We start from the raw sequence: 14511 nt of genomic DNA, 5'->3' as shown, positions 1-14511 counted from the left end.
AATTTGCTGTTCTGTCGATTTCAGGAAATGGCGCGTAGATTACCACATTCAGCAAGGCGCAATCATCTGCGGATGCCGTTGAGCGTTTCGGCACAAAATCAAATCGCTTAGGCACATTACGATATTGCCGCTGGGTTTAGAGTGGGGCTTCCGGTACAGCAAAGGGAGCACCCATGAAAAAGCGCAGTGTGATAGCAATAACCGCTCTGGCGGCGATGAGTTTTCAGGTTTTAGCAACAACGCCTTTCGGCGTCACCAGCCGGGATATTTCCGGCGAAAAGCGGCTGGCGCAACAGCAGGTATTTGAGGGGTTTGGCTGCCACGGTGGGAATATTTCTCCACAGCTGGCGTGGAAAAATCCGCCCGCCGGTACGAAAAGTTTTGCCGTTACGGTATATGACCCGGATGCGCCCACCGGCAGCGGCTGGTGGCACTGGACCGTAGCCAATATCCCGGCGAAGACAATGACGCTGCCCGCGGATGCCGGTAACCCGAACGGCGAGAAATTACCTGCCGGCGTTGTGCAGGGGCGTAATGATTTCGGCTATTCTGGATTCGGCGGCGCATGTCCACCCGAAGGGGACAAGCCTCATCGCTATCAAATTACCGTCTGGGCCCTGAACGTGGATAAACTGCCCGTCGACAACAATGCCAGCGGCGCGCTGGTCGGTTTTATGCTTAATAGTCACGTTCTGGCAAAGGCTCAGTTAACAGCAACCTACAGCAGATAAGGATAGCAGGGTGCAGGAGTTTCATTTTCGACATAACCATCTTACCGCGGGTGAAGTGACTGCCAGCAAAATGCATCGCCTGCACCAGGTTAAGCTCTTTTTTCCGGCTATTTGTCATATCACTCACGGCACTAAGGTGATAGTTCAGGATGATAACCGTCTGGAAGCGACACGGGATGAGCTCATCATTATCCCGGCCAATACGGCGATGGAGATAATCAATCAGCCTGTAAACGGTCTGTTTCACTCGGATTTGCTGATGTTGTCCGCGGAGATTGTCGCCGAGTTTAAAGCGCATTACCTGAAGTCCTGGCCGCGCACGACGCTGCATTCGCTCTGCGCTCCGCTGAGCGAGGGGCTGGCGTTTATGTGGGACAACCTGCTGCACGCCGTGCGTCAGGATTTACCGGAGGCGCTGCAAAAACATCAGGCTTTCGGTCTTTTGCTGGCCCTGCTGCACGATGGCGTGGCGGGTCCGCTGCTTGTTGAGCGAAACAGTAACCTGACCGAGCAGGTGCGGCAGTTCATTATGCTGTCGCCCGCCAGAGACTGGACCGCGCAGGACGTTGCCAGCCGTCTGGCCTTAAGCGTGCCGACGCTGCGCAGACGCTTGCGTGAAGAGTCGCAGAGTTTTCGCCAGATCGTGGAGGAGGTGAGGATGGCCGTTGCTTTGTCACAGCTCCAGTCAACCCGATTACCAATTGGCGAAATCGCATTACAATGTGGGTATCTTTCCAGCTCTCGTTTCACCGCCCGTTTCCGGGAACACTATGGCTGTTTGCCGAAAACGCTACGTTAAGGAGAAGAAAAATGTCAAAAGTCTGCACCATTGCCTGGGTTCACGGCGTTGTTCAGGGCGTGGGGTTCCGCTACAGCACCCAGCGCGAAGCGGTTGAGCTTGGGCTAACGGGATACGCGCGAAATATGGACGACGGCAGCGTTGAGGTGGTCGCCTGCGGCGAAGCGGAGCAGGTCGACAAGCTGATGGCGTGGCTGAAGGCGGGTGGGCCGCGCAGCGCGCGGGTTGATAAGGTGTTAACGGAACCGCATCAACCCGGGCGGGAATACGTAAACTTCGGGATTCGGTATTAAATACACTTCACCGGTTTTGGCAGGCCGGCAATTTTGGTGGCCTGTTTTGCCGGGCCTTTCGGGAACAGACGATACAGATAGCGGCTGTTGCCTTTCTCTTCGCCGAACTTACTGCCCATCGCTTTAACCAGCATGCGGATCGCCGGAGAGGTGTTGAATTCCAGATAAAATTCGCGGACAAAACGCACCACTTCCCAGTGTTCGGGGGAGAGGGTAATCGCCTCTTTTTCAGCAATCACTTCCGCCAGCGCTTCGCTCCACTGGGCACTTTCTTTCAGATAACCTTCGTTATCGGTCTCGATCTCTTTGCCTTCAAAACTCAACATAGTCATTCACGCGTCAGTCAAAAACCGCAGCAGTGTAACAAAAAACAAAGCCCCGCATAAGCGGGGCCAGGTTCACAGCGCCGTAACTTAATCGCGGCTGGCGAAGCCCAGGATGCTCAACAGGCTGACGAAGATGTTGTACAGCGACACGTACAGGCTCACGGTGGCGCGGATATAGTTCGTCTCACCGCCGCGAATGATGTTGCTGGTTTCAAACAGGATCGCGCCGGAAGAAATCAGGATAAACACGGCGCTGATCGCCAGGTGCAGGGCAGGCAGCTGCAGGAAGATGTTTGCCACCATACCCACCAGCACTACCACAACACCCGCCATCAGCATACCGCCGAGGAAGGACATGTCCTTACGGGTGGTCAGCACGTAGGCCGAGCAGCAGAAGAACACCAGCGCGGTGCCGCCCAGCGCCAGGCCGATAAGGTCGCCCATGCCGGCAGACAGATACGCGTTCAGCATCGGCCCCAGGATGTAGCCCAGGAAGCCGGTGAAGGCAAACGCGGACAGAATACCGACGGGCTTGTCAGCGGTTTTGTAGGTCAGGAACATCAGACCATACATACCCACCAGCGTCAGGATCAGCCCCGGAGACGGCAGCATCAGCACGGTGCTGGCGGTCGCGGTGATCGCTGAGAATGCCAGCGTCAGGCTGAGCATGAAATAGGTATTGCGCAGCACCTTGTGGGTGCTGAGTAGCGATGTGCGGTCGCGTGAAGAAGTAATTATACGATCCATGAGTCACTCTCTTATGACAGATGTAATTAGTGGAAAGAATAGGAAACGGCACGCCAGTCTCAAAGTGGTTTTACCCATCTTTACTCAGCACGTTAGCGCTGGAGGTGGTTATTTCTTCTGCAGAAATCCGTTTCGCCAGTATGAACAGCGGTTTGCGGCAATTTATCAGATCAAGCTCTTATAGGTTACTGAAAAATATTGCGTTATTACCATTCGAACGCTAAGAGTTATTTCCGGATCGTCATAAAACAGACTATAAGGCGAAGGAAATGAAACCACAAACACGCACTCACTTTACGCTCTCTTTGTTAACCGCAGGGATCCTGTGCGCCAGCACGGCAGCCTGGGCGGCTAACGTGCCGGCAGGAACCGCGCTGGCCGATAAGCAGGAACTGGTCAGGAACAACGGTAATGAGCCCGCTTCGCTCGACCCGCATAAAGTCGAAAGCGACGTCGAATTCAATATTATCAGTGATTTATTCGACGGGCTGGTCAGCGTTTCCCCGTCGGGTGAAGTTCAGCCCCGGCTGGCGGAAAAATGGGAGAACAAGGACAACACCGTCTGGACGTTCCATCTGCGCCCGGGCATCACCTGGAGCGACGGGACGCCGATTACCGCTGAGGATGTGGTCTGGAGCTGGCAGCGCCTGATCGATCCGAAAACGGCGTCGCCGTATGCGAGCTATCCGGGCAACATGCATATCGTCAACGCGGCCGATATTGCTCAGGGAAAAAAAACGCCCGATACGCTGGGCGTAAAAGCGATTAACGACACCACGCTGGAAGTGACGCTTACCCAGCCAAACGCGGCCTTCCTCGCGATGCTGGCGCACCCGTCGCTGGTGCCGGTGGATAAAGTGCTGATTGGCCGCTTCGGCGATAAGTGGACCAAGCCGGAGCATTTCGTCAGCAGCGGGGCGTATAAGCTGTCGCAGTGGGTGGTCAACGAACGCATCGTGGCGGAGCGCAACCCGCGCTACTGGGATAACGCGCATACCGTGATTAACAAAGTCACCTACCTGCCCATCACGTCCGAGGCCTCGGACGTGAACCGCTATAAGGCGGGCGAAATTGATATCGTGTATACGGTGCCGATTAACCAGTTTGCCCAGCTCAAGAAAACCCTGGGCAGCGAGCTGGACGTTTCACCTCAGCTTGCGACCTATTACTACGAATTCAATACCACCCGGCCGCCGTTCAACGACGCGCGCGTGCGTAAGGCGCTCAACATGGCGCTGGATAAAGACATCATTGCCGGGAAAGTATTAGGGCAGGGGCAACGTCCGGCGTGGCTCATCAGCCAGCCGGATATCGGCGGCGTGAAGCTGCAGAACCCGGATTACGCCAGCTGGCCTCTGGACAAGCGCATCGCCGAGGCGAAAAAGCTGCTGAACGAGGCCGGATATAACGCCAGCCACCCTCTGAGCTTTAACCTGCTCTATAACACCTCTGAATCGCACCAGCGTATCGCGATTGCTGCCAGCTCCATGTGGAAGAAAAACCTTGGCGTGGAGGCAAAGCTGCAAAACCAGGAGTGGAAAACCATGCTGGACACCATGCACACCCACAACTTTGACGCGGTGCGGTACGCGTGGATTGCCGATTACGACGATGCGGCGACCTTCCTGAACAACTTCCGCACGGGCGACAGTGAAAACACCAGCCAGTACAGCAATCCGGACTACGATCGCGCGCTGCTCAATGCCGCAAAAGCCAAATCAGCGGAAGAGCGGGGTAAGTTCTACCAGCAGGCGGAAGATCTGCTGGGGCGTGATGTACCGGCCATTCCGGTTTATCACTACGTCCGTACGCACCTGGTCAAACCGTGGGTAGGCGGATTTACGCCGGATAAGCTGGGCTACTATTTCACGAAAGACATGTACATCAAAAAACACTAGGTCTGTGCTGATAAAATCGTCGATGTGTCGTCAGTTCAACCGATTAAACACGTTTTGACTATTTTTACAGCGAACGAGTGCAGCCACTCTTTACAGCTCGCGGTGAGGTGTTTATAGTTCGCCTCACTTAGGAAGTGTGGCCGAGCGGTTGAAGGCACCGGTCTTGAAAACCGGCGACCCGAAAGGGTTCCAGAGTTCGAATCTCTGCGCTTCCGCCAGATATAAACCCCAGGTTACTCGTTAACCTGGGGTTTTTCTTTTGGATTTGCCGATCCGCCTCACACTTTTAAGTCCCTGCCATTTCCCTGTAAAAAACAGGCGTTATCATTCACCCTGTAAATATATTGCTATCTCTTACCGAGGCTTTGATGCTGGAGAATGTTTTCATCAGATAATCAGTTTCCCGCCCTTTTCAGGACGGACTGGTTATCGCTGCGCTTAAACCTTACGCGCGCACCTGCGGGTGTGGGCTCGTTTTTACGCATGATGATTACACAGGTTTTCCAGTATGAATTTATCCCGTCAGGAACAACGTACCTTACACGTTCTCGCCAAAGGTGGACGAATTGTGCACGTCCGCGACAGCTCTGGCCGCGTTACTTCCGTTGAGTGCTACACCCGTGAAGGGCTGGTGCTGAGCGACTGCACGCTTAGCGTCTTTAAAAAACTCCGCACCAAAAAGCTGATCCGATCCGTGAACGGGCAGCCATACCGCATCAACACCACCGGGCTGAACAACGTTCGTGCCCAGCTGGATAATCGCTAAGCGGAATAAACAACGCCACCCGCGGGTGGCGTTCATGCATTGAACGGTGCAATTCAGGGATATCGTTACGGATGCAGGAATGTAGGCCGGGTAAGCGCAGCGCCACCCGGCAATAAAGGCGACGTTTAAGAGCGGATAAAGGCCAGAATGTCCGCGTTGATGGTATCCGCGTGCGTGGTATGCATCCCGTGCGGGAAGCCCGGGTAAATTTTCAGTACGCTGTTTGCCAGCAGCTTGTCCTGCAGCAGGGCAGCATTCTTATACGGCACGACCTGATCGTCGTCGCCCTGCAACACCAGAACGGGAACCGTAATGGTTTTTAAATCTTCCGTCTGGTCGGTCTCTGAAAACGCCTTAATCCCCTCGTAGTGGGCCTTGGCGCTGCCGATCATTCCCTGACGCCACCAGTTCTGGATCGTCCCCTGTGAAACGTCCGCGCCATCCCGATTAAAGCCGTAGAACGGACCGCTGGCGACGTCGAGGTAAAACTGGGCGCGGTTAGCCGCCAGCGCTTTGCGGAAGCCGTCGAAAACCTCGATGGGCGTCCCGCCGGGGTTACCGTCCGTTTTGACCATCAGCGGCGGCACGGCGCTGACGAGCACCGCTTTGGCGACGCGCCCCTGCGGTTGTCCGTACTGCGCAACATAGCGGGCGACCTGGCCGCCGCCGGTGGAGTGACCGACGTGCACAGCATTGCGCAGGTCCAGGCTTTCAACCACGGCCGACGCATCGGCCGCATAATGATCCATATCGTGGCCTTCACTTACCTGGTCCGAACGCCCGTGACCGCGACGATCGATAGCGATAACGCGATAGCCTTCAGCGAGGAAGAAGAGCATCTGGTTATCCCAGTCATCGGCACTTAGCGGCCAGCCGTGGTGGAAAACAATGGGTTGAGCCTCTTTTGGACCCCAGTCTTTGTAGTAAATATTGACGCCATCTTTCGTTGTTACGAATGCCATACCGCAGACTCCTCTGTTAAAGGCAAAACGTTCCCCGGCTGAGCGCACAGCGAATCATTAATGCCTTAATTAAGTTGGCTTTTTTCTGTTTCCCGTACCGACAGTACTACTAAAGTGTAGGAGAAATAATAAAAGCAGTCGGTTTCATTCCTGTGAAAGGGAGCAGGAGAGCGTTCAGGGGGAGGGGGAAGGAATGAAGGCTCTGGAGCGATCCTACAGAGCCTTCAGGGCTGCATTAACAGCAGGGGCGTTTAGCGGTTTTCTTCAATATAGCGGGCCAGGTCCGCCGGGGTTTTTAGCACCGTCGCCACGTCAGTTGGCGGGATCATGCAGCCGTAAACGTCCTGCACTTCCAGCACCATATCGACCGCCAGGATGGAGTCGAGAATGTCGGATTCAATCAGTTCATCGTGAAAGCCCACCTTACGGGATAACACTTTTTCGAACAGGGCGAGAATTTCTTGTTCCATAATTTTTCCTGGAGTCATTAATTTGTGCGGGCGTAAGCGTCCAGCAGCTTGCGGTCAATTTTGCCGTTAGGATTCAGCGGCAAAGCGTCTTTTACGATAATTTGTGAAGGCACCATATAGTGCGGAACCACCTTCGACAGCGACGTTTTGATGGTGTCCGGCGCCATATCCGTCACGCAGAACGCGGCAATGCGCAGCACGCTGCCGCAGGATTTCATCAGCGGCAGAACCACCGCTTCGTTGATGCCGGACATGGCCAGCAGGCGGTTTTCAATCTCGTTGATTTCAATACGGTAACCGTTCAGTTTGACCTGGCTGTCGTTGCGGCCCTGGCAGTAGATCAGCCCCGCTTCATAGCCCAGATCGCCGGTACGGTAGCCGCGAAACGCTTCATCTTCCCGACGGAGTAATTTCGCCGCGTTCTCCTGCGGCAGGCCGAGATAGCCGCGCATGACGTTTTTACCCCAGATAATCAGCTCGCCGTCGGCGGAAATTTCCATTTTGCTCTCAGGCATCATGACCCCCACCGGCAGCACGGCGCTGTCGCTGTTCAGGATCGTATCCGTGATCTCGACGACGGTTGTTGCGATGGTCGCTTCCGTTGGGCCATAGGAGTTAATAATTTTGGCCTGCGGGAAACGGCGGCGCAGCTGTTTGACCAGCGCTTTATTCAACACTTCACCAATGAAGATAAAGACGCTCAGCGCAGGCAAATACTCGCTGTTGAACTGCGGGGAAAGCAGCTGCTGGTAAGCAAAAGAGGGGGTCGAAACCCAGGCGGAGACCGCGTTGCTTTTCAGTCGCTCCAGCCAGTTCTCTTTCTGAATGTCCTCTTTGGCGTTCAGCACGATGTGTCCGCCCATCGCCAGATTCGCCAGCAAAGGGATCAGGGAGAGGTCAAAGCTGAATACCGCGTGGTTCATCAGGACCGGTTTTTCCGGCAGTGAAAAGTCCTGGCTGACCCATTTCATGAAGTGCCATACGCTTTCACGCCCAATCTGCACACCTTTAGGCTTGCCGGTGCTGCCTGAGGTAAACATGATATAGGCCAGATCCTGCTCCTCCAGTACCTTGCCCGGTTCCCCGGTGGCGATGAACTGCCGGGTCGCGACGTCGTAATAGTAAGGGGCGCTGGCCAGATGGCAGATCTCCCGCAGGCGCTCCTGCGGATAGATGCAGTCTACCGGGATGTACGGAATGTTGTGCAGCAGGCAGCTATAAATCGCCACGGCGAACTCGGCCTGCTGGTGTCCGTACAATACGACCGGCGTACTGGCAACAGGCTGGCAGCGCTGATAGCGCTGCGCCCAGTCCGTCACGGCAGCGGAAAGCTGTAGCCAGCTTAAGGCTTCGTCGCTGCCGCTGATGGCCAACTGCTGCGGGGAGGCGGGATCGCATAATGCCGCACGTAAGAAATCCTGCAGTTCCTGAAGATCGGAGTGATTTTTCATAGAGGTGACATTCCACTAAAGATGTAAAGGGATCCCGCGGCGCTTCCCAGCGTCAGAATTCGCCCTAAAAACGCAACGGCCGGATACTGCAGGCCGCGGTGCAATGCCGGGCTGCGTTTGGCTGACCACAGCAGCATGTTGTGAGCGACGGAAATCGCGCCAAACAGCGCGCCGCTGATGACGTAATGGCGTTCCAGGCCATTCCATGCCCCCATGCAGAATAAGGTGCAAAAAATACCGATATTTTGCGCCAGCGTTTTGTTCTGACGGAAAAAGTTGAATTTCATCAGGTTCATATAAACGGGCATAAAGACCACATCGCGTAGCCATTCAGACAGGCTGATGTGGAAGCGGCGCCAGAAATCCTGCGGGTTCTTTGCCAGAAGCGGCATGTTGAAGTTTGCCGGAATATTGAGTCCAAACAGGCGGCCTGCGCCGATGGCCATATTGCTGTAGCCCGCAAAATCAAAGTACAGGTAGGTGCTGTAGGCAATCGACATCACCACGCCCACGGTCAGCGTAAACGGCTTATGGCTCCAGGGCTGCACGACAAGCGAATCAATCAGCATGGCAAACAGGAACTTCTGGACAATGCCGGTAATGATTTGCTCTAACGCGACTAAAAACTGTTCACGGTTAAGGGCAAATACGGGCTTGCTGACGTCACTCATCCATGTCCGCCAGCGGTACATTGGGCCGGCCAGGATAATAAAGGGCATAAACAGATAGCAGAAATAGTGCAGGAAATTCTGACCTTCTTTTTTACTGCGATAGAGCAGCACGTCCAGCGCGCGGAACGTCATAAAAGAGAGGCCGATCATGCCCCAGTGGTTATTTAAATGTAATTTCACCAGCAGCAGCGGCAATAATGTCAGAACGATCGCCTGCCACGTTTTTAACCATCCCTTCTCTTTTAGCGTGGCAAAAACATAAAAGCTGAAAAAAACGGCGACAGGGACAATATAATCACCCTGAAATATATATCCCCATCCCAGCGCCGTCAGAACAGAGAGCGCAGATAACCAGGTCAGACGATGGCGTAATACGCGATTAACCAGCGCAAACGCCAGCGCGGATGAAAACAAATAAACAAAAAACATTCCTGAGCTGTACATCATTCGGCCTCAGAACTTTTGATATTCAAAATGCAGCTGCATACTCATGCTGTCATCGACAGAGGTCCACGCGACGATAGTGATCGCCAGCAGGAGATAAAGGAAAAAAAGACGGATCGCGATTTTCATTATTTAAAACTCTGTGCAATAAAGCGAATCATAGGAACCCAGGCCAGTTCGGAAGGGTGCAAACGATCCCAGTTCCATCCATTTTGATAAGGCATGGCGTACATATCTAAATAAGGGATCTGGTTCTTTTCCAGAATGGTTTTAATTTGCTTATCCACCGGGCGGAAGGTATCGGTATTGTAAAGCGCCCAGGGGTTAACCGGGTCGACGATAGCAATCACCTGCACGTGATGTTCTTTAAGCAGCTGGACGGTTTTACTGAAGGCGGCGATTTGCGCAGGCACAACCGGCGTGTCGTCCCACTGCTGCCGCGTACTGTCCTCCTCGTAAATCGTTTTGTCCATCCACAGGGTGGCCGCGCTCTGCTGGCGTTTTTTATTTAACTCGCGCGCATTCGCCAGCTCTTTATCCCAGTCGGGGGTAATGTGGGCGGTTGGCTGCTGCGGCCAGGGCTGTACCGTCTGGGGCGTGATGTTGAGCAGCGCCAGCCAGTCGTTTTTTATCAGGGTGCAGACGTTGGCAAACTGGAAGCTCAGCTCGTCCCACATCAGATCGGGGTGCCAGCCAAAGACGCGCATTTGGCCAAAGGTTAAATGGCTTATTTCTTTACTATCAATATGCTTTAAATAATTAACCAGCAGCGGGCGCGCCTGCGGATCCTTCATCAGTGGATTAAAAATAGAGCCGGGAAAATTATCGGCATAGATAGCCGGTGGCAGCCCTTTTGAGTAAAAGCTGTCAGGTGCCAGAAGCAGAACAACTTTACTGTTTGCGTTAAGGCTATTTTTAAAACGTGATAACAGTAAAAATTGCGTTTCATCATCGACGAACGCATCGCCATACGCCACGACGGGTTTGTGCAATTGCTTATTAAAGTAATTATATACAGCGTAATGTTCATCTTCTGAGGTGGCAACCTCAGATGCGCCAATGAAGAAAATAGCATTCCCTTCTAAGGCATGGGAAATAGTCGCAATTTTTTCCGCTTGTTCTTTAGGCGTGCCCGCCATTGATTTAATCAGCGGCTGGAAGGTGAGGCGCGGATTGAAGCTCGTCACCAGCGGGTGAACACAGAGGAACAAAATGGCCAGGGTCGCCATCAGGATATGTAAGCAAAGCGTATTTTTGATTTTCATCATCAACCCGTAACACTGCATGGCAGTAATGTCTAAAATCTGCGGGAATTCAGATTTATAACAATTACACAACAAATGACCTTCTATTTTTGAGGCATTCTATACCAGAGCGATTTAAAAGGATGAGCGTTGCTATGTTACGGTATGTACAAGGTCGAGGTGAGTGACGTGAGAGCAGCGTATGGGTGATTTTTGCGCAGTCAAACGCCGGTGGGTAAAAATAGAAAAATTCCTGCTTTACAAGGCGCTAATAGATGTTTATAGTGCGCCTCACTTTGGAAGCGTGGCCGAGCGGTTGAAGGCACCGGTCTTGAAAACCGGCGACCCGAAAGGGTTCTAGAGTTCGAATCTCTACGCTTCCGCCAAATTCGAAACCCTGCGATAGCGATATCGCAGGGTTTTTTCGTTTTACAGCCCAATCACCAGCTCCCCGGAATGGCTCCGCGAGCAGCACAGCGCCACCTGCTGGTCCGTTGCGCTTTTTTCCGCCTCCGACTGCACGCTATCCCGGTGATCCGCCACGCCGTCAATCACCGGCGTCAGGCAGGCTCCGCAGATCCCCATCTCACAGGAAAGCGGCACCGCCACGCCATTTTCCTGTAATACCTGAGCGATGGTCTTATCCGCGGGCACCGGCCAGCGCTCCCCGGTCGAGGCGAGTTTGACCGTAAAGATCTCGCCCGCGTCACCGAGTGCGGCAGGGGCCACAGGCTGAAACGCCTCGCTGTGAAGATGGTCATCATCCCATCCCCTGGCCGTCGCCACGTCTCGCACTTTTTCCATAAACCCTGCCGGACCGCAGATCCAGGCGTGAAGCCCCGACTCAGCCACCGGAAGATGTTCTGCCAGCGCCGTGCGCGGGCTGGTGGTATGAATCTGGCACTCACCGAACCGGGAAAGTTCGCGCGTAAACGCCGCGCTTTCGCGGCGTTTGACGTAATAGTGCAGCGTAAACGGCGTTCCGGCCGCCTTCAGCTGCAGGGCCATTGCATACAGCGGCGTAATGCCAATGCCTGCCGCCAGCAGCAACACCCGCTCAGCCTGATGCAGCGGAAACAGATTGCGCGGAGCAGAAATCGCTAATTTCTGCCCGGGTCGCAGCGTCTCGTGAACGTAGCGCGATCCGCCTCGCGAGGCAGTTTCCCGCCCCACGCAGATAAGATAGCTCTCGTCTCCACATGCCCCGGTCAGGGAATACTGGCGCACCGCGCCGCAGGGCAAGTGCACATCAATGTGCGCGCCGGGCTGCCACGCCGGCAGCGCGTTACCGTCTTCAGCTACCAGCCTGACGGCGAGGCTTCTATCGCCCTCGCGCCAAAGCCCGTCAACAATTACGCTCAGCATATCGGCCTCCGTCATACGAGGAAAAATTCGCCAAAGCCCATCTTCTTCAGTCCCCGACGGTAGGCAATTGAGCTTTTATCGGCGGGAATATGGGCTTCCAGCGTCAGGTCCAGCGGCAGACTTTCCGGGCGCTGGGTTTCGACCATCAGGCGATCTTCTTCAAAAATGCGCAGGTTAAAGGCATGTACATCTTCCACCGGAATATGCAGGTCAAAGTTACGCGCGATAGGGGCGAACATGCGGGTGACGCGCGATGACACCGGCGACGCGGCGTTCATGATAACCAGTCGCGATTCTCCCGGAAAATGAATCGTCAGAGTGGCGGTAAACGGAAGATGCATTTCAAAATGGCGCAGCCACTGAAACCCTTCTGGCGCCTGCACGGGTGAACTGGCGGGATAGTTGCTCACGGAGCTCCAGTAATCCGCGACGAAGCCAAACGGTGTCTCCTGCGGCTGATAGGCGGGAACCAGCTGATTACTGGGATCGGCAAAGGTATCGGTGTGGATCCAGGCAAAGTGCGCCACGTCCAGAAACCCCTCTACCTGACGCCCGGCGAAGCCGTTCACCTCAAACGCCGGGCAGTTGATCTGCTGAAATCCGTCGTCATCCCAGTGCGGCATGGTGGGCAGCGGTACAGGATTGTCCGGGTCAAACGCCAGGCAGGTCCAGATCAGGCCGAAGCGCTCTTCCACGGCGTAGTTTATCAGGTTCAGCTTCGCCGGAACGGGTTGGTCGGGGCTGGACGGAATACGGTTGCAGCGGCCGTCCTCCCCAAAGCGGAGGCCGTGGTAGGGGCAGATAATCCCGTGCTCATCGTGAAAGCCGAGCGTCAGCGGCACGCCGCGGTGCGGGCAGACGTCACGGGCGACCACGACCTGGTCGTGGATCCGGTAAATCACCAGCTGTTCGTCCAGCAGGGTCGCCTTAACCGGTGCCGGGCCAACGTCGCAGGCGCGCGCGACCGGATGCCAGCATTTCGCCAGGCGCAGCCAGTCCTCTGGCTCAAACGTGCAGTGGGCGGGTGGAGTCGGTTCTCTTTTCATCGTTATCCCTCTTACGTTCAGCCTAACGGGCCGCCCTGAATGGTCTCGCACAGACCGTTGATGATGCGCTCGCCGGTCTCCTCTTTGAGCTCCTGATACCAGGCCTGCGTCAACGCCATGTCTTTCCCGTGGGTGACGTCGCAGCGCTTACGGGCCTTCAGGACCAGGTCGCGCACCCGGTCGCAGCGCAGCGCCTCGTACTGCCGCAGCGCCAGCGTGATGCTGTGGTTTTCACGCAGGCACTCACCCAGCACCACGGCATCTTCCATCGCCGCACAGCCTCCCTGGCCGATATCCGGCGTGGTGCTGTGTCCGGCATCGCCGAGCAGCGCGACGTTGCCGCGCACCAGGCTGTCGAACGGCTCAATGTCGTGGATTTCAATGCGGTTGGTCGTTTCAGGATCCAGCGCCGCGATAAGCTTCTGCACCGGCGGCGCCCAGCCGCGGAAGTAGCCCGTGAGATCGGCGCGCAGGGTGGTGCGATCCTCCGCCAGGCCCGCGGGCAGCGGCACGTCAAAAAAGAAGTAGAAGCGTCCGCCGGAAACGGGCATCAGCGACACGCGTTTGCCTTCGCCAACGAAGGTGGTCCACTGGTGCGCCGGGGCGATTTCTTCGTCAATCTTCACCAGCCCGTTCCAGTTCACGTACCCGGCGTAGCGGCGCTCCGGGGTATACCCCAGCACGTACGGGCGCACGGCGGAGTGGCTGCCGTCGGCGGCAATCAGAAAATCGCCGGCTGCCGTGGTGCCGTCGGTGAAGGTCACGTTCACGCCCGCGTCGTCTTCGTGGACGCGTTCGACGCGCTTGCCGAACTGCACTTTATCGCGCCCCCAGAAGTCCAGCATTTCGCGCTGAAGCTCGGCGCGCGAGACGGGGCAGGGACGCCCGCCGGTACGCTCAACCAGCGGGGCAAGGCTGAAGCGGGTCAGGGTGTCGCCGCGCCGGTAATCCTTGTAGGCCATAAAACGCATCGGCCCGCCGTACGTCTCGATGATGTCGCCCATGCCGAGGTGCTGCATGCATTTCACGCCGTTAGGCCAGATGGAGATGGCCGCCCCGACGGGCCTGATCTCTTTGACGGCTTCAAACACGGTACAGTCGATGCCCGCTTTCTTCAGCGCGACGGCGGCGCTCAGGCCGCCAATACCCGCACCAATGACGATTGCTCTCATGCTTCTCTCCTTTTGCAGGGTGTAAAGACATTCAGCAATTTGCGTACCAGGCTGCAGAGTGGCGAAAACGGCGTTGTGAGGGGGACGTTTGCACTGCTAAGGTGCGTAAGCGCGGTGAGCGTGCCT

At 55.6% G+C, this 14511-nt stretch carries 15 protein-coding genes and 2 tRNA genes; 7 read left to right on the top strand and 10 right to left on the bottom strand.

Going from position 1 to position 14511, the window contains the following annotated elements; genetic code table 11:
• Positions 1-173: 173 nt before the first annotated feature.
• Genes INF68_RS16295 through yccX form a run of 3 tightly spaced genes read left to right on the top strand, consistent with a single transcriptional unit; the run spans position 174 to position 1823 of the window.
• Positions 174-731: a kinase inhibitor gene (locus INF68_RS16295; protein ID WP_023311038.1), complete on the top strand. Its 558-nt coding sequence runs from the start codon at positions 174-176 to the stop codon at positions 729-731.
• Positions 732-741: 10 nt separating this feature from the next.
• Positions 742-1530, top strand: a complete 789-nt coding sequence (locus INF68_RS16290) for an AraC family transcriptional regulator (RefSeq protein WP_126787245.1) — start codon at positions 742-744, stop codon at positions 1528-1530.
• Positions 1531-1541: 11 nt separating this feature from the next.
• Positions 1542-1823 carry an acylphosphatase gene (gene yccX, locus INF68_RS16285; RefSeq protein WP_023311040.1) on the top strand — a complete coding sequence of 94 codons (282 nt, stop codon included), beginning with the start codon at positions 1542-1544 and terminating at the stop codon, positions 1821-1823.
• Here yccX and tusE read toward each other — a convergent pair.
• Positions 1820-2149 carry a sulfurtransferase TusE gene (tusE, locus tag INF68_RS16280; RefSeq protein ID WP_126787244.1) on the bottom strand — a complete coding sequence of 110 codons (330 nt, stop codon included), beginning with the start codon at positions 2147-2149 and terminating at the stop codon, positions 1820-1822. The two genes, yccX and tusE, sit on opposite strands and share 4 nt — an antisense overlap.
• A gap of 87 nt (positions 2150-2236) precedes the next feature.
• On the bottom strand, positions 2237-2896 hold the full coding sequence (yccA, locus tag INF68_RS16275) for an FtsH protease modulator YccA (RefSeq protein WP_023311042.1): 660 nt from the start codon (positions 2894-2896) through the stop codon (positions 2237-2239).
• A 269-nt stretch (positions 2897-3165) separates the two neighbouring features.
• Between yccA and INF68_RS16270 the strand changes: the two genes are divergently transcribed.
• From INF68_RS16270 to INF68_RS16260, 3 genes are all read left to right on the top strand, one after another.
• Positions 3166-4794 carry an ABC transporter substrate-binding protein gene (locus INF68_RS16270; protein WP_193525360.1) on the top strand — a complete coding sequence of 543 codons (1629 nt, stop codon included), beginning with the start codon at positions 3166-3168 and terminating at the stop codon, positions 4792-4794.
• 130 nt (positions 4795-4924) lie between these two features.
• A tRNA-Ser gene (locus INF68_RS16265) sits at positions 4925-5012 on the top strand.
• Between the two features lie 290 nt (positions 5013-5302).
• A complete protein-coding gene (locus INF68_RS16260; RefSeq protein ID WP_021240841.1) occupies positions 5303-5560 on the top strand; it encodes a YjhX family toxin in 258 nt (85 codons plus the stop codon).
• A 125-nt stretch (positions 5561-5685) separates the two neighbouring features.
• Here the strand turns inward: INF68_RS16260 and INF68_RS16255 are convergent, their stop codons facing one another.
• From INF68_RS16255 to INF68_RS16235, 5 genes are all read right to left on the bottom strand, one after another.
• Entirely contained in the window at positions 5686-6522 is an 837-nt protein-coding gene (locus INF68_RS16255; RefSeq protein ID WP_054830320.1) for an alpha/beta fold hydrolase, read from the bottom strand.
• A 251-nt stretch (positions 6523-6773) separates the two neighbouring features.
• On the bottom strand, positions 6774-6992 hold the full coding sequence (locus INF68_RS16250) for an acyl carrier protein (RefSeq protein ID WP_008499867.1): 219 nt from the start codon (positions 6990-6992) through the stop codon (positions 6774-6776).
• Positions 6993-7009: 17 nt separating this feature from the next.
• Entirely contained in the window at positions 7010-8443 is a 1434-nt protein-coding gene (locus INF68_RS16245; RefSeq protein ID WP_126787242.1) for an AMP-binding protein, read from the bottom strand.
• Positions 8440-9558, bottom strand: coding sequence for an MBOAT family O-acyltransferase (locus INF68_RS16240; RefSeq protein ID WP_126787260.1), 1119 nt, complete (start codon positions 9556-9558; stop codon positions 8440-8442). Before INF68_RS16240 ends, INF68_RS16245 begins: the two co-directional genes overlap by 4 nt.
• Positions 9559-9686: 128 nt before the next feature.
• Complete coding sequence (locus INF68_RS16235; RefSeq protein WP_126787259.1) at positions 9687-10823, bottom strand: D-alanyl-lipoteichoic acid biosynthesis protein DltD; 1137 nt, start codon at positions 10821-10823, stop codon at positions 9687-9689.
• Positions 10824-11100: 277 nt separating this feature from the next.
• Between INF68_RS16235 and INF68_RS16230 the strand changes: the two genes are divergently transcribed.
• Positions 11101-11188 (top strand) — tRNA-Ser (locus INF68_RS16230).
• Between the two features lie 43 nt (positions 11189-11231).
• Here the strand turns inward: INF68_RS16230 and INF68_RS16225 are convergent.
• From INF68_RS16225 to hpxO, 3 genes are read right to left on the bottom strand one after another with little or no spacing between them, the layout of a single operon-like run.
• Positions 11232-12167: a PDR/VanB family oxidoreductase gene (locus INF68_RS16225; protein WP_126787241.1), complete on the bottom strand. Its 936-nt coding sequence runs from the start codon at positions 12165-12167 to the stop codon at positions 11232-11234.
• Positions 12168-12178: 11 nt separating this feature from the next.
• Positions 12179-13213, bottom strand: coding sequence for a molybdenum cofactor-independent xanthine hydroxylase subunit HpxD (hpxD, locus tag INF68_RS16220; RefSeq protein WP_126787240.1), 1035 nt, complete (start codon positions 13211-13213; stop codon positions 12179-12181).
• Positions 13214-13230: 17 nt separating this feature from the next.
• Positions 13231-14385: an FAD-dependent urate hydroxylase HpxO gene (gene hpxO, locus INF68_RS16215; RefSeq protein ID WP_126787239.1), complete on the bottom strand. Its 1155-nt coding sequence runs from the start codon at positions 14383-14385 to the stop codon at positions 13231-13233.
• Positions 14386-14511: the final 126 nt, after the last annotated feature.

The organism is Enterobacter cloacae complex sp. P16RS2 (assembly GCF_014982155.1).
In the GTDB taxonomy this organism is placed as follows: Bacteria; Pseudomonadota; Gammaproteobacteria; order Enterobacterales; family Enterobacteriaceae; genus Enterobacter; species Enterobacter cloacae_M.
The sequence above is the reverse complement of the archived record's forward strand: the minus strand, read 5'-3'. Positions and strand labels throughout refer to the sequence as shown.